We start from the raw sequence: 15,725 nt of genomic DNA, 5'->3' as shown, positions 1-15,725 counted from the left end.
TAGTGCAATGGAGACCGCAATGCCGGAGACCGCTGCCCCGCAGACCACGCCCCCGGACGCCTCGTCCGGCTACGAGCCGACGGACCGCACCGTCCCCACCCGGTCGCGGGACCGCGCCGCGTACGACCGGGAGACGGTCCACTCGATACTCGACGCCGCCTACCTCTGCCACCTCGGCTTCGTGCGCGACGGCGCACCGGTCGTGCTGCCGACGCTCTTCGGCCGGGTCGGCGAGCGGCTGTACGTGCACGGCTCGACCGGCTCGCGGCCGCTGCGGGCCGCCGGGAGCGGCGACGAGGGGCTGCCCGTGTGCCTGACGGTGACCCATGTCGACGGCCTGGTGCTGGCCCGTTCGGCCTTCCACCACTCGCTCAACTACCGCTCGGTGGTCGTGCACGGGACGGCGTACCAGGTGACCGACCCGGAGGAGCGGCGCGTCGCCCTGGACGCGATCGTGGACCAGGCGGTGCCGGGGCGCTCGAAGGACTCGCGGCCGGCCGACGGCAAGGAACTGGCCGCCACCGCGGTCATCCGGCTGGACCTGCGGGAGGTCTCCGCCAAGATCCGTACGGGCGGCCCGAACGACGACCCGCGGGACGTCGGCCTGCCGTACTGGGCCGGTGTCGTCCCCGTCGCACCGGCCTGCGGCATCCCGGTCCCCGCGGACGACCTGGACCCGTCGATCGGCGTGCCGGCGTACCTGTCCTAGAGACGGGCGTCGGCGCGTTGCCCGGTGACGTCCGGAGCCCCCGAGGCCACCGGCCCGGAGGGCGGCCGGGGCGCGGCCGACTGCGCGATGAGGGCGCCGGCCAGGACGAGCGCGCCGCCGATCAGCTGTGGGGCGGCCAGGTGCTCGCCGAGGAGCACCCAGGCGAGCACGGTCGCGATGACCGCTTCCAGGCAGGCGACGACGCCCGCGACGGCCGGTGACAGCAGGCGCACGGAGATCACCCCGGTGACGTACGCGATGACGGTGGCCAGCAGCACGATCCAGACGAGCAGCAGCCAGGCCGGCACCGCGGCGCCGTCCATGACCGTGTCGCCGCCGAGCACCGGCCAGTCCATGCCCCAGGGACGGGCGATGACGGTGAGCACGAGGGCGCCGATGAGCAGTCCGTACGCGATGACGCCGACCGGGTGCGGGGGCTCGCCCCCGCCCGGGGACGCCTCCCCGCCGCCCTGGTCGGAGAGGACGAAGTAGCCGACCTGGCAGCAGGCCGCGCCGAGCGCGAGGAGCAGCCCGACCGCGTCGAAGCCGAGTCCGGCCCACACCTCGACCACGCAGGCGAGACCACCGACCGCGAGAACGACCCCGAGGGCCGCCGCCCGCGTGACCGGCCGTCGCTGCACGAAGCGCACCCACCCGAGGACGAGCGCCGGGGCCAGGTACTCCACCAGCAGCGCGACACCCACCGGGATCCGGGAGATGGCGGCGAAGTAGCAGGCTTGCACGCCCGCGACGGCGAGCAGTCCGAAGCCGAGCAGGAGCACGGGGCGGCTGCGCACCAGCGCCCGGTGGCGCCAGGCCACCGGCAGCATGACGAGCGCGGCGCCCGCGACCCGCAGCCAGACCACGTGGAGCGGGTCGAGTCCCGCCTCGATCAGCGGCTTGGCCGCCACTCCGGAACCGCCGAATGCGAAGGCCGAGGCGAGGGCGAGTCCCAGGCCGGCGCTTCTCCCCTGAGACGCGTGCATCGGCACATCATGACAGCTGCGGTCAGGAGCGTCACTCCGGTGACACCTGACGCGCGCGGCGCTCCAGGGGACGGGGCAACCGACCTCCCGCCCGTACACGTCCCACAGGACGGAGCGGTTGTTCGCGGTGCGGCGGGAGGGGGCCGGGTGAGCTGGCTGGTGTCCCTGCCGGCGCTTGACGGGCGCGAGTACGTCTACCGGGTCCACGCGCCGCTGGACGCCCTGCCCGCGGATCTGTTCTGGTGCGCGTTCCACTGCCACGACGACGGACCGCACCCCCGCGCGTCCGACCGCTTCGACGCGGCGCGGATCCGGCCCGTCACGACGGACGCGTAGACGGCGAGGGAGTCCGGCGGTCCGGGCCGCCGGAGTCCCTCGCACCGGCACACGACGGGCTCAGTGCTCGTCGGCCAGGATGAGGTACAGCTTCTTGCGGGCCTCGTTGATGACGGCGACCGCCTTGTCGCGCTGGTCGGCCGAGCCGGTCTTCCAGACCTGGCCGAACGCCTCCATCAGGCCGAACCCGGCCTGCCTGACCTCGTTCATGCTCTCCCAGTCGACGCCGCGGCCGGCCTCTTCCCAGGGCGCCTCGGGCCCGGTCTCGGCCTCGGTGCGGCCGGTGTCGGTGAGCGTGAACAGCTTCTTGCCGCCCTCGCTCGCACTGGTGATCAGGCCCTCGTCCTCCAGCAGCTGAAGGGTCGGGTACACCGAGCCGGGGCTGGGCCGCCAGGCCCCTCCACTGCGCTCGCCGATCTCCTGGATCATCTCGTACCCGTGCATCGGCCGGTCCTTGAGCAGCGCCAGGATCGAGGCGCGCACATCACCGCGCCGCGCCCTGCCCCGGCCGCCGCCCCGGCCCCGTCCGCCCCCGAACGGCCCACCGCCGAACGGCGGCCCGAACGGCCCGAAGGCCGCCCGGTGCCCCTCGAAACCACCACGGTGCCCCTCGGGGCCGTACGGGCCGCGCCCGTGACCACGCCCGTGTTCATGTCCATGTTCGAATCCGTGTGCACGCATGACGTACTCCTCCACCCACGTTGATATTACCTATCGCTGTACTGTCGCGATGCTTCAAAGATATATCGGAACCGATCGCGCGGCAACCCCGGCCGGTCCTGCCCGCGCATCGGGCGCCCGTACCCTCGGCCCATGGCCCGCAAAGCGAAGACGGCCCGGCGGCTGGTCGCCGACGGGCACACGTATCTGTGGACGCTGCGCCACCTGCACGACGACGGCCGTTCCTGCCGCCAGGTCCTCACGCTGCACCGGCAGCCGGCCGGCTCCGGCGGGTCGCTGCGCATCGTCTTCGCCGAGGGCCCGGACCGGTACGTTCCGGGCGGGGCTCCCCTGGGCTCCGGAGACGTGGGGTTCGTCCGGGGCGCCTCCCTCAACCTGCACGAACCCGGCGCCGTCCGCGCCCTGCTCGACGTGGCCACCGCCCGCGGATGGCAGCCTGACGACCGGTGTCGGACGGAGGTGGACGGCTGGCCCCTGCTGGAGCCGGCGGCGGCCCTGCGCGCGCCGTGACCCCTCCCTACCGCCCCCGCAGCCCCAGCAGGTACAGCGCGGTCACCGCCACGCCCCGGTCCCCGTCCTCCGCCAGCTCCCCCAGCGCCCGGGTCGCCGTCGGGCCCGGGATGTCCGCCAGTGCCTGGGTGAGGCGGCGGCGGGCGGACGCGTCGAGGGCGGTGTCGGCGAGGCGGCCGACGAGCGCGGAGGCGATCCGCTCGGCCGTCTCCGGACCGGCGGCCAGCACACCCAGCGCGTCGGCCGCGTCCACGTCCCGCACCGCGTCCGCGACCATGTCGATGAGCGTCGGGACCGCCTCGGCCACCCCGCGCGCACCGAGCGCCGGCGCCGCGTACCGGCGTACCGCGACATCGGGATGGGCGAGGGCGTCGCGCAGCAGCGCGCTCGCCGCCTCGCCCGGAATCCCGGCGACCGCCCGCACGGCACGGGCGCGCACCGCCGCGTCGGGTGAGTCCAGGCCCTTCGCCAGCAGTCCGAGCCCGTCGCCCGTCCGCGCCAGCGCCCAGCGCAGCGCGCCGGCCACGTGGGGGTCCGGCTCGGCCAGCACCGCCTCGACCAGGGCCTCCACCGGCAGGGACGCCTCCCCCGAGAAGGACAGCGCCGCACGCTGACGGGTGCCCGGACTGGCGGAGCCCAGGGCCTGGAGGAGGGCGACGGTACGCAGGACCTCCTCCCAGTCCCCGGGCTCGGCGGCGCCGATCCGGCTGAGCCGGGTCAGCAGCTCCGTCTCGCTCGCGATACGCTCCCGGGTCCGCCGCGCGAGGTCGTCCACCAGCCCGGCCGGGCTGAACCCGGGATCGTCCAGGGCGCGCCCCACCTCGCGCAGTGAGAGTCCGAGGGACCGCAGGCTCTCGATGTGGAAGATGCGCCGGACGTCCTCACCGGAGTACTCCCGGTATCCGACGTCGTTGCGCCCCGTGGGGCGCACCAGACCCAGCGACTCGTAGTGCCGGAGCATGCGTGCGCTGACCCCGGACCGCCGCGCCACCTCACCGATCAGCACCGTCCATCACCCCTCCTGACCGTACGCCCCGAGCGCCACCCTCCGCTTCGCCTCCTCGATCGCGAAGTCGAACCCGGCGTCCGGATCGCGCCGCAGTTCCCCGGTGGCGAGCGCGTGCTCGCGGACGCGGGGCTCGGGGTGCGCGGCGGCGGCGTCCAGCGCCGGTGCGGCCGCCGCGCCGAGTGCGATCAGCGCCCGGCTGAGGCTCAGCCGCGTCTCGCGTCCGCCGCGCCCGAGCTGTCCGGCCAGCACTTCCGCGAGCGCGTGCGCCTCGTCCTCGGGCACGAGGACGACCGCGGTGCGCCAGGCCGCGCGAGCCACCTCGTCGTCGGTGTCGGTGAGCAGGGCCCGGGTGATCGCCGGCCAGGCCCGCCGGTCCCCGGTCTTGGACAGCGTGTGCAGGGCCTGGCCGCGGGCCTGGGGGACCTCCGAGCGGAGCTCGCCGACGAGCCGGGGGACCGTCAGGTCCCGCGGGTGCCGGGTGAGCGCCCAGGTCAGCATCTCCCGTACGGAGAAGTCCGGTTCGGTCGCGCACCGCTCCACGAGCCGGTCCACCAGCCGCGCGTCCGGCGCCGATCCGACCGCCAGCGCGGTCCGCAGCCGCACCGACGCGTCACCGTGCTCCAGCCCGCGCAGCGCGCGGGTGACGGCCGTCTCCTCGTTCGCCGTGGTCATCGGGACCACCTCCTCGTGGCCGAGTGAAGCGGTTGTCACCGTGACAAGGTCAAGCCCGGCGCGGTTTCGGGGCCACCGTTCCGCGATTGGCCTTGGTTCCCGGCCGGGGCGGAGTCCTACGGTCGGCGCATGAGGATTCGCACCGTAGACGCGTTCACCGACCGCCCCTTCACCGGCAACCCCGCCGGCGTCCTGCTGTTCGGCCCCGAGGGCTTCCCCGGGGACGCCTTCCTCCAGCAGGTCGCCGCCGAGCTGAACCTCTCCGAGACCGCGTTCGCCCATCCGCTGCCGCCGGGCGGCGAGGCGGACTGGGCGCTGCGGTGGTTCACGCCGGTCACCGAGGTGGACATGTGCGGCCACGCCACCCTCGCCACGGCCCATGTCCTGCACACCACGGGCGCGGCCACCGGCTCGGTCCGCTTCGCCGCCCGGTGCGGCACGCTGACGTCGACCGCCCACCCGGACGGTTCGCTCACGCTCGACTTCCCGACCGCCCCGCTGACCCCCGAGCCGGCCCCGGACGGCCTCGCGGAGGCTCTGGGCGCGGAGCCGTTGTCGGTGCACGACACCGGTGCACAGGTCGGGGACCTGCTGGTGGAGCTGGAGAACGAGGCGGCGGTACGGGCACTGACCCCGGACTTCGCGGCGCTGGCCGCCCTCTCGCGGCGCGGCGTCATCGCCACGGCCGCCGCGGCGCCGGTGCGCGCGTACGACTACGTCTCCCGAGGCTTCTTCCCGGCCGTGGGCATCGACGAGGACCCGGTGACCGGCAGCGCGCACACCGCCCTGGCCCCGTTCTGGTCGGCGCGGCTCGGCCGCGACCGGCTGACCGGGCTTCAGGCCTCCGCCCGCTCCGGGCTCGTGCACACCTCGCTGCGCGGCGCGCGGACCCTGCTGACGGGCCGCGCGGTCACGGTCCTGGACGGCGAACTCCTCGTCGGCCCGTGACACCGGGGCTCACGGCGTGGGCAGCCAGCCCACCTTCCCGGCGAGCAGCGCGTAACCGACGAATGCGCCGATGTCCAGCAGCGCGTGGGCCGCGACGAGGGGGCCCACCCGCTGCCAGCGCCGGTACAGCAGCACGAAGACGACGCCCATCACCATGTTGCCGATGAACCCGCCGATGCCCTGGTAGAGGTGGTACGAGCCGCGCAGCACCGAGCTCGCCAGCAGTGCCGCCATCGGCGTCCAGCCCAGCTGCCCCAGCCGGCGCAGCAGGTAGCCGACGACGATCACTTCCTCCAGCACGGCGTTCTGGAGGGCCGACAGGATGAGCACGGGGAACTTCCACCACACGTCGGGCAGTGACTCGGGCACGACGGTGAGGTTGAAGCCGGCCGCCCTGGCCACCAGGTAGAAGGCCAGCCCGGCGCTGCCGATGCCCGCCGCGACGACCGCGCCCCGTGCCGCGTCCTGCCCGGGCCGGGTGCGGTCGAAGCCGAGGATCCGCAGCCCGGTCCCTTCCCGGACGAGCAGATGCGCCACCAGCGCGACGGGCACCAGCGCGGTCGCGATACCGAAAAGCTGCCAGGCGAGATCCAGCCAAGGGCGGCCCGGGGCTGCCGAGCTGTTGAGGGTCGCCGCCTGGTCCTTCAAACCCCCTGGTTTCGTCAGCGATCCGACAAAGCTGATAAGGGCGGACACGCCGCTCGCCCCCAGCGAGAGCGCCAGCACCAGCACCGTCTCGGACCGGAGAATCCGTTGTGACACGGCCTCCTGGGGATAAGAATCAGCCACGCGCCCCGCCTCCACCTGTACACCTGCCCTCAGTTGTGCATTCGCGTCCCACGCCCTTCGCCGCCCCGCTAGGGTCTCGAATGCAGGTACGAAGATCATGCGCGACTGGCCGGGGGACGAGCGCCATTGCCGATGGCGTGGTCCCCCTTTTCCTTGTACATCCTCAAGGAGGGGCACCACCGACATGGGACGTCACAGCTTGCCCGATGACCGACCGGCGGCCGGAGGCGGGGACCGTCCACCGCGCCGCCGCCGGAACGTGGCCATCGCCACCGTGCTCGTCCTCGCCGTGGCGGGGGGAGCGGCGGTCGCCGTGCAGGGCGGTCTGCTCCCGTTCTCCACGTCGTGCGAGGAGGGCGCCGTCCACCTGTCGATGGCGGCCTCCCCCGACATCGCTCCCGCCGTACGTGCCGTCGCCGACCGGGCACGTACGGACGAGGTGCGCTCGGGCGGGCGCTGCGTCGACGTGAACGTGGTGGCCCGTGACTCGTACAAGGTCGCGGACGCGCTCGCGAGCGGAGGCCGCCCCGACTACCAGATATGGCTCCCCGACTCGGACTTCTGGCTGACCAGGGCGAAGGGCGCCGGGGACGGCACCCCCATCACCCCCGGCGGCTCCGTCGCCACCTCACCGGTCGCGCTCGCCGCCGTCCCCCGGGCCGCCGAGAACCTCGGCTGGCCGAAGAAGACGTACACCTGGGCCGAGTTGACGGGCGCGGCCATGGAGTCCGACCGGGTACGTCTCGGCTCCGCCGACCCCGCGCGCTCGGCCACCGGCCTGCTGGCCCTCAACAGCATCGGCGTATCCGCCGGGAAGCAGGGCGGCGACAGCGACACCCGGGTCGCGGCCACCGCGAAGCTGCTCGCCCAGCGGATGTCCGACGGGGACACCCAGGTCGTGGCGACCCTGCCGCAGGACGGCTCGGGCGCCGAGGCGGGCAACCCGGCACGCAACCAGGCGGTGCTCCTCTCGGAACAGGCCGCCTTCGCCCACAACGCCGAGTCGACGGCCGACGGCAAGCTGGACCTGTTCTACCCCGAGGACGGCACCCCCCTGCTCAACTACCCGCTCGCGATGGTGGACGAGAGCCACCAGTCCACGGACGTGAGCCGGGCGGCGCTTCGGTTCATGACCCTGCTCTCCGAGGAGAGCGCCGTGCGCATCTTTCGTGAGCACGGCTTCCGGACCACGTACGGAACGGCGGACGAGAAGCTCGTCGCGACGGCGGGCGGCCGGTCGCCGCAGCCGTACGACGCGACGCAGCCGCCCGCCCCGACGGACGAGGCGCTCCAGGAGACGCTCGGCATGTGGACGATCACCGTGCAGAGCGCGCGGCTCACCACCGTGGTCGACGCCTCCGGCTCCATGGCCGCGACGGTGCCGGGTCGCGGCCAGTCCCGGATGGACGTCACCAAGGCATCGCTGATCCAGGCGCTCGACCAGTTCACCCCGAACGACGAGATCGGTCTCTGGGAGTTCGCGACCACGCTCGACGGGGACAAGGACTACCGGCAGCTGGTGACGACCGCCAGGCTCGGCGACGCCGTGAAGGGGGGCGGCACCCACCGGGAGAAGCTCGCCGCCGCGTTCGCCGCGCTGCGACCGGTACCGGACGGCGCCACCGGTCTGTACGACACCGCGCTGGCGGCGTACAAGGAGGCGCAGCGCACGTACGTGAAGGGCAAGTTCAACGCGGTGGTGATCCTCACGGACGGGTCCAACCAGGACGAGCGGTCGATCTCGCGCGCCGCTCTCGTGGGCGAGCTGAAGTCCATCGCCGACCCGACGCGCCCGGTCCCGCTGCTGGCCATCGCCGTCGGGCCCGAGGCGGACCGCGCGGAGCTGGAGGAGATCGCCGAGGTCACCGGGGGCGGGGGCTACCAGGTGAACGACCCGGCCGAGATCCAGGCGGTGATCCTCCAGGCGGTGATGACGGCGGCCCAGGGCGCCCGCGCGGCCGCGGAGTAGGGACAGGCGGCGGACCGGCCACCCGTCACGGCCCCGGGACGCCCGCCGGCCAGGTGTGCACCGGGTCACCGCCCTGCATCAGCTCGGCGTAGCGCCGGGTCATCGCGGCGAGGGCGGCGCCCCGGTCCAGGCCCGCCTCGCGTCCCCGGTGGTAGGTGTCCGCCTGCCAGGACGCGCCGTTCGTCCGCCGCTTGCACCGCTCCTCGATGATGCCGAGGTAGTGGTCCCGGTCCGCCGGCTCGATGTTCCAGCCGTCGAGCCCGGCGGCGGCGAGCGGCAGCAGCTCGTCGCGCACCAGCTTCGTCACGGGCACCCGCGTCAGTCCGCCGGAGCGGCCGGGCCGGGGCCACAGCAGCTCGGCCTCGATGCCGTGGCGGCACGCGGTCTCGAAGTTCTCGGCGGCGGCGGAGAACGGCATCCGGGTCCACACCGGACGCGACTCCCCCGCCAGCGCCCGCACCAGGCCGTAGTAGAGCGCGGTGTTGGCGATGACGTCGGCGACCGTCGGGCCCGCGGGCAGCACCCGGTTCTCCACCCGCAGGTGCGGGACGCCGTCGGCGATGCCGTACACCGGGCGGTTCCACCGGTAGACCGTGCCGTTGTGGAGGACCAGTTCCTTCAGCTGGGGCACCCCGCCGTCGGCGAGGACGCGCAAGGGCTCCTCCTCGTCGCAGATCGGCAGGAGCGGCGGGAAGTACCGCAGGTTCTCCTCGAAGAGCTCCTCGACCGAGCCGATCCACTTCTCCCCGAACCAGGTCCTGGGCCGCACACCCTGGTTGCGCAGTTCGGGCGGCCGGGTGTCCGTGGCCTGTTCGAACAGCGGCGGCCGCGACTCCCGCCACACCTCGCGGCCGAAGAGGAACGGCGAGTTGGCGCCCAGGGCGACCTGGACGGCGGCGACGGTCTGCGCCGCGTTCCACACGTCGGCGAAGCGTTCCGGAGTGACCTGGAGGTGCAGTTGCAGCGAGGTGCAGGCCGCCTCCGGGGTGATCGATCCGGCGGTGGCGACGAGCCGCTCGACGCCTTCGATATCGAGCGAGAAACTCTCGCCGCGCGCCGCCAGCATTTGATCGTTCAGAAGGGCGTAGCGGTCGACGTCGGAGAGATTGGACCGGACCATGTCGTCGCGGCCGAGCGTCGGCAGGATTCCGATCATCATGATCCCGGCATCGACTTCACCGGCCTTGCGGTCGGCATATCCGAGCCCGGTCCTCAGCTCTTCGGCCAACTGATCCAGAACACGCCCCGACAGATGATGGGGGACTATGTTCACCTCAAGATTGAACATCCCCAGTTCCGTCTGGAAATCGTGACTCGCGATGCGCTCCAGCACCTGCCCATTCAACATCTTCGGCATGGCGTCGGCGCCCGTGAGATTGAGTTCGATCTCCATGCCCATGAGGTTGCGCGGCCGGTCGAACCGCCGCTCGGCCAAGAGCCCGGACAGCGCCTCCAGGCACTGTTGCAGTTTCTTCCGGTACCTCTGCCGGTCGGACAGGTCAAAGGCGCCCGCGACGACCTTCTCCCCCATCGACGTGTCCTCCTCACGTGGCCGGCACGCGGCCCGGGCCGCCCGCATCACGATCGATAATGCCCGCAGGACGTGATCCGTAACGCCCCGCGGACGGCGCACACACGCTAATCTGAGCGCCGGGGCCCCGGGCACATTCACTCGGCATGACGCAGCGGGCGGTTTCCCCGTACGGCGGGCCCGTAAAGCCCCGACGGGTTTCGGCCGACCGCAGCGCGGGAAAAACCCGAGGCGGCGGCTGCGCCGCTCGCGCCGAATCAGCATGATCTCCGCATAATAAAGTCCGGATACCGCCTTGTCGGCAATAGCCGTGGCGGCTAGTGGAAACACCGCGTGAACACGTGTCGTATAAACTCCGCGGACGAGGCAGAGAGTTGACGCACCGGCTCAGTCACCGGCCTCCTCTGGCCCCGCACGCCGACAACGCCGTCCGCACCCGCCCGCGCACCACCGTGTCTCCGAAGTGAGAGGCGACCCAATATGCCGCTGCATGTTCCCCCGGCCCCCGCGCCCGCGCTGCGCAGCGTCCTCGCGGCGCTCGGTTCACCGACCGCCGTCCGCGAGGCCCGCACGCCCGCCCTGCGGTCCGCACAGGGACCTCTGAGCCCCGAACACCCGCTGCCCGTCCATGTGCTGGGCGTCGCCCCCGGCGACCTCGCACCCGCCACCCGGCTCGCCGCCTGGCGCTTCCAGATCCGCAGCACGGAGCGGGCGGTGGCGGCGGCGGACACCATGCTCACCGCGGACGGCTGGGCCTTCTCGCACTTCTTCGAGGGCCCGTACATCGCCTCGACGGAGCTGGCGCTGCGCCAGGCGGAGGGGATGAGCGGAGGCCCCTACCAGCCGAGGCTGCTGTCCATCCCCGACCTGTACATGCTGGCCCTGTGGCTGCACGGCGACCCCACGGCGGACGCCTCCTGCGGCGCGCCCGCGCCGGACGACGTGCTCGTGCCGCTGTCCCCGGCGCCTCCCGGCTTCGCCGCGCACCGGCCGCACCGGGCCGCCGACCTGCTGCCGGTGATCACCACCCGCATCACGCCCGGCCCGGGACCGCTGCTGGGCTCGCCGGCCCCGGCCTGAGACCGGCGGCCGCCCCCTCCGCACACGTGTGCCCCGTCGCCCCTTCCGGCGGCGGGGCACAGCACGCGGACGCGCGTACGGCACCCCGCCCATCCGGGCTAGTCCCATCCGGCCACCCCGAACCACCCGAAGTGACAGTGCAGTTGAGTTGAACCGTCCGGGCGGGTGACACGTCATGGGAGGAGTGGAAGCGCTGCGGCGAAATCCCTGCGGATTGTCGCCGGCAGGGCAACACTGGGATGCGACCGATTCGATACGGGGGCGGTCATGAACACCTCTTCACACCGCAGGCCACTCAACTCGACGCAGCGAAAGAACCCATCCATGTGCCAGCACCAGCCACCCTGCCCGACAGCCGACTCAGCCGACCGGGAGGCCGCCCGCCAGGTGGCCCACCACCCGGAGCAGGGCTGGAGCCTGCTGTGCAACGGCGTCCTGCTCTTCGAGGACACCGGTGAGCTGCTTCCGGACGGGCAGATCATCGCCCCGCACAGGCCCCTGGCGGCGAGCCGGGTGGTCAAGGCCGCCTGAGCGGCCGGGTACGGAAAAGGGGCCGGCCCGGAGAGTCTCCGCACCGGCCCCGACGCGTGTCCGCGTCACACCGCTTCGATCACCTGATCAGTTGTCGTACTCGTCCAGGGGCGGGCACGAGCAGACGAGGTTGCGGTCACCGAACGCCCCGTCGATCCGGCGCACCGGCGGCCAGTACTTGTCGGCGGCCGAGACACCGGCCGGGAACACCGCCACCTCGCGGCTGTACGCGTGCTCCCACTCCCCGCCGAGCGCGGCGGCGGTGTGCGGGGCGTTGGCGAGCGGGTTGTCGTCCGCGCTCCACTCCCCCGACGCCACCTTCTCGATCTCGGCGCGGATCGCGATCATCGTGTCGCAGAAGCGGTCCAGCTCCGCGAGGTCCTCGCTCTCGGTCGGCTCGATCATCAGCGTGCCGGCGACCGGGAACGACATGGTCGGCGAGTGGAAGCCGTAGTCGATGAGCCGCTTGGCGACGTCGTCGATGCTGACGCCGGTCGCCTTGGAGATCGGCCGGAGGTCCACGATGCACTCGTGCGCCACCAGACCGGCCGGGCCGTTGTACAGGATCGGGTAGTGCGGTTCGAGACGCTTGGCGATGTAGTTGGCCGCGAGCACGGCGACCTGCGTCGCACGCTTCAGGCCCTCGCCACCCATCAGGCGTACGTATGCCCAGGAGATCGGGAGGATGCCCGCGGAGCCCCAGGGGGCCGCCGAGATCGGTCCGACGCCGGTCTCCGGGCCCGCCGCGGGCTGGAGCGGGTGGTTGGGCAGGTACGGCGCCAGGTGCGCGCGCACGCCGACCGGGCCGACGCCCGGGCCGCCACCGCCGTGCGGGATGCAGAAGGTCTTGTGCAGGTTGAGGTGTGAGACGTCGCCGCCGAACCGGCCGGGCTTGGCCAGCCCGACCAGGGCGTTGAGGTTGGCGCCGTCGACGTAGACCTGGCCGCCGGCGTCGTGCACCTCGGCGCAGATGTCGGCGACGTGCTCCTCGAAGACACCGTGCGTCGACGGGTAGGTGATCATGAGCACGGCCAGCTCGTCGCGGTACTGCGCGATCTTGGCGCGCAGGTCCTCGACGTCGACCTCGCCGTCGTCGGCGGTCTTGACGACGACCACCTTCATGCCGGCCATCACGGCGCTCGCGGCGTTGGTGCCGTGCGCGGAGGACGGGATCAGGCAGACGGTCCGGTTCTCGTCGCCGTTGGCACGGTGGTACGCGCGGACGGCCAGCAGCCCCGCGAACTCGCCCTGCGAGCCGGCGTTCGGCTGGAGGGAGACCGCGTCGTAACCGGTGACCTCGGCCAGCCGCTCCTCCAGCTCGCGGATGAGCGTCAGGAAGCCCTGCGCCTGCTCGGCGGGCGCGAACGGGTGCAGCGCGCCGAACTCGGGCCAGGTGATCGACTCCATCTCGGCGGTCGCGTTCAGCTTCATGGTGCAGGAGCCGAGCGGGATCATGCCGCGGTCCAGCGCGTAGTCGCGGTCGGCGAGCCTGCGCAGGTAGCGCAGCATCGCGGTCTCGGACCGGTGCTGGTGGAAGACCGGGTGGGTGAGGATCGTGTCGGTGCGCAGCAGCGCCTCGGGCAGCGCGTCCTCAGTCGTGGCGTCCAGCGCCTCGACGTCCCCGTCGGCACCGAAGGCGGCCCAGACGGCGGCGACCTGGGTGCGGGTCGTGGTCTCGTCGCAGGCGAGGGAGACCGTGTCGGCGTCGACCAGGCGCAGGTTCACCCCGCGCTCGCGGGCGTCGGCGACGGCCTCGCCGGCCCTGCCCGGCACGCGGACGGTGAGCGTGTCGAAGTACGAGCCGGTCACCACGTCGACGCCGGCGGCGCGCAGGCCCTCGGCGAGGATCGCGGCGTAGCGATGGGTGCGCCGGGCGATCGTACGCAGCCCCTCGGGGCCGTGGTAGACGGCGTACATGCCGGCCATGACGGCGAGCAGCACCTGGGCGGTGCAGATGTTGCTGGTGGCCTTCTCGCGGCGGATGTGCTGCTCGCGGGTCTGGAGGGCCAGGCGGTACGCCTTGTTGCCGTCGGCGTCCACGGAGACGCCGACCAGGCGGCCGGGCAGGCTGCGGGCGAACGTGTCGCGGACCGCCATGTAGCCGGCGTGCGGGCCGCCGAAGCCCATCGGGACGCCGAAGCGCTGCGTGGTGCCGACGGCGATGTCGGCGCCCAGCTCGCCGGGCGAGGTGAGCAGCGTGAGGGCCAGCAGGTCGGCGGCGACCGTGACGATCGCGCCCAGCTCGTGCGCCTGGTCGATCACGGGCTTGAGGTCCCGGACGGCCCCGGAGGCGCCGGGGTACTGGAGCAGCACGCCGAAGACGCCGCGCTCGGCGACCTCGGCCGGGATGCCGTCGGTGAGGTCGGCGACGACGACCTCGACGCCGGTCGGCTCGGCGCGGGTCTCGATGACCGCGACGGACTGCGGCAGGGTGTCGGCGTCGACCAGGAAGACACCGTTCTTGACCTTGCCGACGCGCCGGGCGAGCGCCATGGCCTCCGCGGCGGCGGTGCCCTCGTCGAGCAGCGAGGCGCCGGAGGTGGGCAGGCCGGTCAGCTCGGCGACCATCGTCTGGAAGTTCAGGAGGGCTTCGAGGCGGCCCTGGGAGATCTCGGGCTGGTACGGCGTGTAGGCCGTGTACCAGGCGGGGTTCTCCATGACGTTGCGCAGGATCACCGGCGGGGTGAACGTGCCGTAGTAGCCGAGCCCGATCATCGGGGCGAGGACCTGGTTGCGGTCGGCGAGCCGGCGGAGTTCGGCCAGCACCTCGGCCTCGGTCCGGGCCTCCGGGAGGGCCAGCGCCTCGGCGCTCTTGATCACGTCGGGCACGGCGGCCGCGGTCAGCTCGTCCAGCGAGCCGTAGCCGACCTGGGCGAGCATCTTCGCCTGCGCCTCGGCGTCGGGGCCGATGTGGCGCTGCTCGAAGGGGATGCCCTGTTCCAGCTGCGTGAGCGGGGTGCGACGGGGGGTCATGGTGGAGGCCTCCTGGTCTGTCACGACCTGCGAGGGGCACCGCGGCGCCGGGTGCCCTGACGGCCTCCCCCTCTGTCATCTCAACCTGAGAGCTTCACCGACGCCACACGGGCGCCGGCTTTCACCGTCGGTGAGGGAGAGGCTCCGTACGGCCCATCGGCCGCGCGCAACCCGCCCTGCTTTCCAGAGTGACCTCGTCCGTGCGGTACGGGGGCCTGAGAGATTCCGGGGAGGATTTGCTCCTTCGGCGTCCTCCGGATCGGCTCCGGACGACTCTCCCGCACGGGGTCAGCAGCCATGGCCAGCCTACCAGCGGGGTACACGACGAGAATTCTCGAGTGGCCAAGACCACGGAACTGCATTTCTGTAGTCCCTGTGGACCAGCCGCGACCCGTGTGGGAGGGACCGTGCAGACCGACATCGACCCGCGCAGCCTGATCGGCCGCAAGGCCTTCGACCGCAAGGGCACCAAGATCGGGACCGTGGACGAGGTGTACCTCGACGACGCGACCGGCGTCCCGGAATGGGCGGCCGTGCGCACCGGGCTCTTCAGCCGTGACGCCTTCGTTCCCCTGGAGCCCAGCGAATTCGTGGACGACACACTGCGCGTCCCCTTCGACCGGGCGCTGATCAAGGACGCCCCCGACTTCGGCGTGGGCCGCCATCTCTCCCCCGAGCAGGAACTCCAGCTCTACCGTCACTACGGCCTGGACGCGGCCCCCGGCGCACCGGCCCCGGACCGCGACTTCGGCCGGCTGGCGGGCCAGGAGGAGTAGTCCGGCGGGTCCGGGACGAGCGGCAGCGGGTCGGCGGCCCGCAGCGCGGGATCGTCCACGCGGAACGTACGCACCCGGCCGGGTGCCGTGGCGCCCGGTTCCTCGAACCGCACGGTCACCCGGCCGACCCCGCTCCCCTGCACCCAGCCGTGCCCGTGGACCTCGTGGAGCACGTCGTGTCCGGCCGGCCAGCGGCGCGCGGCCCGCTGCTCGGCGGCCGCCACC

Annotated in this window: 15 protein-coding genes, 1 pseudogene and 1 riboswitch; of the genes and pseudogenes, 8 read left to right on the top strand and 8 right to left on the bottom strand. The window is 72.9% G+C overall.

The window, feature by feature from the left end:
- The first annotated feature begins 19 nt into the window (after positions 1 to 19).
- The gene (locus G3I41_RS21010; protein ID WP_164401939.1) at positions 20 to 709 is read left to right on the top strand and encodes a pyridoxamine 5'-phosphate oxidase family protein; all 690 of its coding nucleotides are present in this window, start codon (positions 20 to 22) and stop codon (positions 707 to 709) included.
- Here the strand turns inward: G3I41_RS21010 and G3I41_RS21005 are convergent.
- On the bottom strand, positions 706 to 1,695 hold the full coding sequence (locus G3I41_RS21005; RefSeq protein WP_164401938.1) for an EamA family transporter: 990 nt from the start codon (positions 1,693 to 1,695) through the stop codon (positions 706 to 708). The genes G3I41_RS21010 and G3I41_RS21005 overlap by 4 nt on opposite strands.
- 147 nt (positions 1,696 to 1,842) lie before the next feature.
- On the opposite strand from G3I41_RS21005, the gene G3I41_RS21000 reads away from it, so the two are divergent.
- Positions 1,843 to 2,031, top strand: coding sequence for a hypothetical protein (locus G3I41_RS21000; protein WP_164401937.1), 189 nt, complete (start codon positions 1,843 to 1,845; stop codon positions 2,029 to 2,031).
- A gap of 60 nt (positions 2,032 to 2,091) precedes the next feature.
- Here the strand turns inward: G3I41_RS21000 and G3I41_RS20995 are convergent, their stop codons facing one another.
- The gene (locus G3I41_RS20995) at positions 2,092 to 2,712 is read right to left on the bottom strand and encodes a PadR family transcriptional regulator (RefSeq protein WP_164401936.1); all 621 of its coding nucleotides are present in this window, start codon (positions 2,710 to 2,712) and stop codon (positions 2,092 to 2,094) included.
- A gap of 132 nt (positions 2,713 to 2,844) precedes the next feature.
- Between G3I41_RS20995 and G3I41_RS20990 the strand changes: the two genes are divergently transcribed.
- Positions 2,845 to 3,222, top strand: a complete 378-nt coding sequence (locus tag G3I41_RS20990) for a hypothetical protein (RefSeq protein ID WP_164401935.1) — start codon at positions 2,845 to 2,847, stop codon at positions 3,220 to 3,222.
- A gap of 7 nt (positions 3,223 to 3,229) precedes the next feature.
- Here G3I41_RS20990 and G3I41_RS20985 read toward each other — a convergent pair whose 3' ends face one another.
- Together G3I41_RS20985 and G3I41_RS20980 are read right to left on the bottom strand one after the other, a co-directional pair.
- The gene (locus tag G3I41_RS20985) at positions 3,230 to 4,228 is read right to left on the bottom strand and encodes a HEAT repeat domain-containing protein (protein WP_343242194.1); all 999 of its coding nucleotides are present in this window, start codon (positions 4,226 to 4,228) and stop codon (positions 3,230 to 3,232) included.
- 6 nt (positions 4,229 to 4,234) lie between these two features.
- Positions 4,235 to 4,903, bottom strand: coding sequence for a HEAT repeat domain-containing protein (locus G3I41_RS20980; protein WP_164401967.1), 669 nt, complete (start codon positions 4,901 to 4,903; stop codon positions 4,235 to 4,237).
- 129 nt (positions 4,904 to 5,032) lie between these two features.
- Here G3I41_RS20980 and G3I41_RS20975 point away from each other — a divergent pair, with 129 nt between their 5' ends.
- Positions 5,033 to 5,851 (top strand): PhzF family phenazine biosynthesis protein, encoded by an 819-nt coding sequence (locus tag G3I41_RS20975; RefSeq protein ID WP_164401934.1) that lies wholly within the window; start codon positions 5,033 to 5,035, stop codon positions 5,849 to 5,851.
- A 9-nt stretch (positions 5,852 to 5,860) separates the two neighbouring features.
- Here G3I41_RS20975 and G3I41_RS20970 read toward each other — a convergent pair whose 3' ends face one another.
- Complete coding sequence (locus G3I41_RS20970) at positions 5,861 to 6,640, bottom strand: CPBP family intramembrane glutamic endopeptidase (RefSeq protein WP_343242193.1); 780 nt, start codon at positions 6,638 to 6,640, stop codon at positions 5,861 to 5,863.
- Between the two features lie 184 nt (positions 6,641 to 6,824).
- Between G3I41_RS20970 and G3I41_RS20965 the strand changes: the two genes are divergently transcribed.
- Positions 6,825 to 8,609 carry a substrate-binding and VWA domain-containing protein gene (locus G3I41_RS20965; RefSeq protein WP_203601421.1) on the top strand — a complete coding sequence of 595 codons (1,785 nt, stop codon included), beginning with the start codon at positions 6,825 to 6,827 and terminating at the stop codon, positions 8,607 to 8,609.
- A 25-nt stretch (positions 8,610 to 8,634) separates the two neighbouring features.
- Here G3I41_RS20965 and G3I41_RS20960 read toward each other — a convergent pair whose 3' ends face one another.
- Positions 8,635 to 10,140: a glutamate-cysteine ligase family protein gene (locus G3I41_RS20960; RefSeq protein ID WP_164401932.1), complete on the bottom strand. Its 1,506-nt coding sequence runs from the start codon at positions 10,138 to 10,140 to the stop codon at positions 8,635 to 8,637.
- A 480-nt stretch (positions 10,141 to 10,620) separates the two neighbouring features.
- Here G3I41_RS20960 and G3I41_RS20955 point away from each other — a divergent pair, with 480 nt between their 5' ends.
- Together G3I41_RS20955 and G3I41_RS20950 are read left to right on the top strand one after the other, a co-directional pair.
- Positions 10,621 to 11,220, top strand: a complete 600-nt coding sequence (locus tag G3I41_RS20955) for a hypothetical protein (RefSeq protein ID WP_164401931.1) — start codon at positions 10,621 to 10,623, stop codon at positions 11,218 to 11,220.
- A gap of 324 nt (positions 11,221 to 11,544) precedes the next feature.
- Positions 11,545 to 11,751 carry a DUF5999 family protein gene (locus tag G3I41_RS20950; protein WP_073969024.1) on the top strand — a complete coding sequence of 69 codons (207 nt, stop codon included), beginning with the start codon at positions 11,545 to 11,547 and terminating at the stop codon, positions 11,749 to 11,751.
- An 87-nt stretch (positions 11,752 to 11,838) separates the two neighbouring features.
- Here the strand turns inward: G3I41_RS20950 and gcvP are convergent, their stop codons facing one another.
- A complete protein-coding gene (gene gcvP, locus G3I41_RS20945) occupies positions 11,839 to 14,724 on the bottom strand; it encodes an aminomethyl-transferring glycine dehydrogenase (RefSeq protein WP_164401930.1) in 2,886 nt (961 codons plus the stop codon).
- A 193-nt stretch (positions 14,725 to 14,917) separates the two neighbouring features.
- Positions 14,918 to 15,015: riboswitch (glycine riboswitch) on the bottom strand.
- Positions 15,016 to 15,131: 116 nt separating this feature from the next.
- On the opposite strand from gcvP, the gene G3I41_RS20940 reads away from it, so the two are divergent.
- Entirely contained in the window at positions 15,132 to 15,500 is a 369-nt protein-coding gene (locus tag G3I41_RS20940) for a PRC-barrel domain-containing protein (RefSeq protein ID WP_164401929.1), read from the top strand.
- Here G3I41_RS20940 and G3I41_RS20935 read toward each other — a convergent pair.
- Positions 15,425 to 15,725: pseudogene (locus G3I41_RS20935) on the bottom strand (DNA polymerase IV); the annotation flags it as partial. The gene G3I41_RS20940 and the pseudogene G3I41_RS20935 sit on opposite strands and share 76 nt — an antisense overlap.

This window comes from Streptomyces sp. SID9727 (assembly GCF_010550605.1).
Classification (GTDB): domain Bacteria; phylum Actinomycetota; class Actinomycetes; order Streptomycetales; family Streptomycetaceae; genus Streptomyces.
The sequence above is the reverse complement of the archived record's forward strand: the minus strand, read 5'-3'. Positions and strand labels throughout refer to the sequence as shown.

Coding starts and splice junctions, on each gene's coding strand:
- G3I41_RS20980 (WP_164401967.1), bottom strand. CDS start 4,903: ATGACCACGGCGAACGAGGAGACGGCCGTCACCCGCGCGCTGCGCGGG.
- G3I41_RS20960 (WP_164401932.1), bottom strand. CDS start 10,140: ATGGGGGAGAAGGTCGTCGCGGGCGCCTTTGACCTGTCCGACCGGCAG.
- G3I41_RS20975 (WP_164401934.1), top strand. CDS start 5,033: ATGAGGATTCGCACCGTAGACGCGTTCACCGACCGCCCCTTCACCGGC.
- G3I41_RS20990 (WP_164401935.1), top strand. CDS start 2,845: ATGGCCCGCAAAGCGAAGACGGCCCGGCGGCTGGTCGCCGACGGGCAC.
- G3I41_RS21010 (WP_164401939.1), top strand. CDS start 20: ATGCCGGAGACCGCTGCCCCGCAGACCACGCCCCCGGACGCCTCGTCC.
- G3I41_RS20995 (WP_164401936.1), bottom strand. CDS start 2,712: ATGCGTGCACACGGATTCGAACATGGACATGAACACGGGCGTGGTCAC.
- G3I41_RS20950 (WP_073969024.1), top strand. CDS start 11,545: ATGTGCCAGCACCAGCCACCCTGCCCGACAGCCGACTCAGCCGACCGG.
- G3I41_RS20965 (WP_203601421.1), top strand. CDS start 6,825: ATGGGACGTCACAGCTTGCCCGATGACCGACCGGCGGCCGGAGGCGGG.
- gcvP (WP_164401930.1), bottom strand. CDS start 14,724: ATGACCCCCCGTCGCACCCCGCTCACGCAGCTGGAACAGGGCATCCCC.
- G3I41_RS21005 (WP_164401938.1), bottom strand. CDS start 1,695: ATGCACGCGTCTCAGGGGAGAAGCGCCGGCCTGGGACTCGCCCTCGCC.
- G3I41_RS20955 (WP_164401931.1), top strand. CDS start 10,621: ATGCCGCTGCATGTTCCCCCGGCCCCCGCGCCCGCGCTGCGCAGCGTC.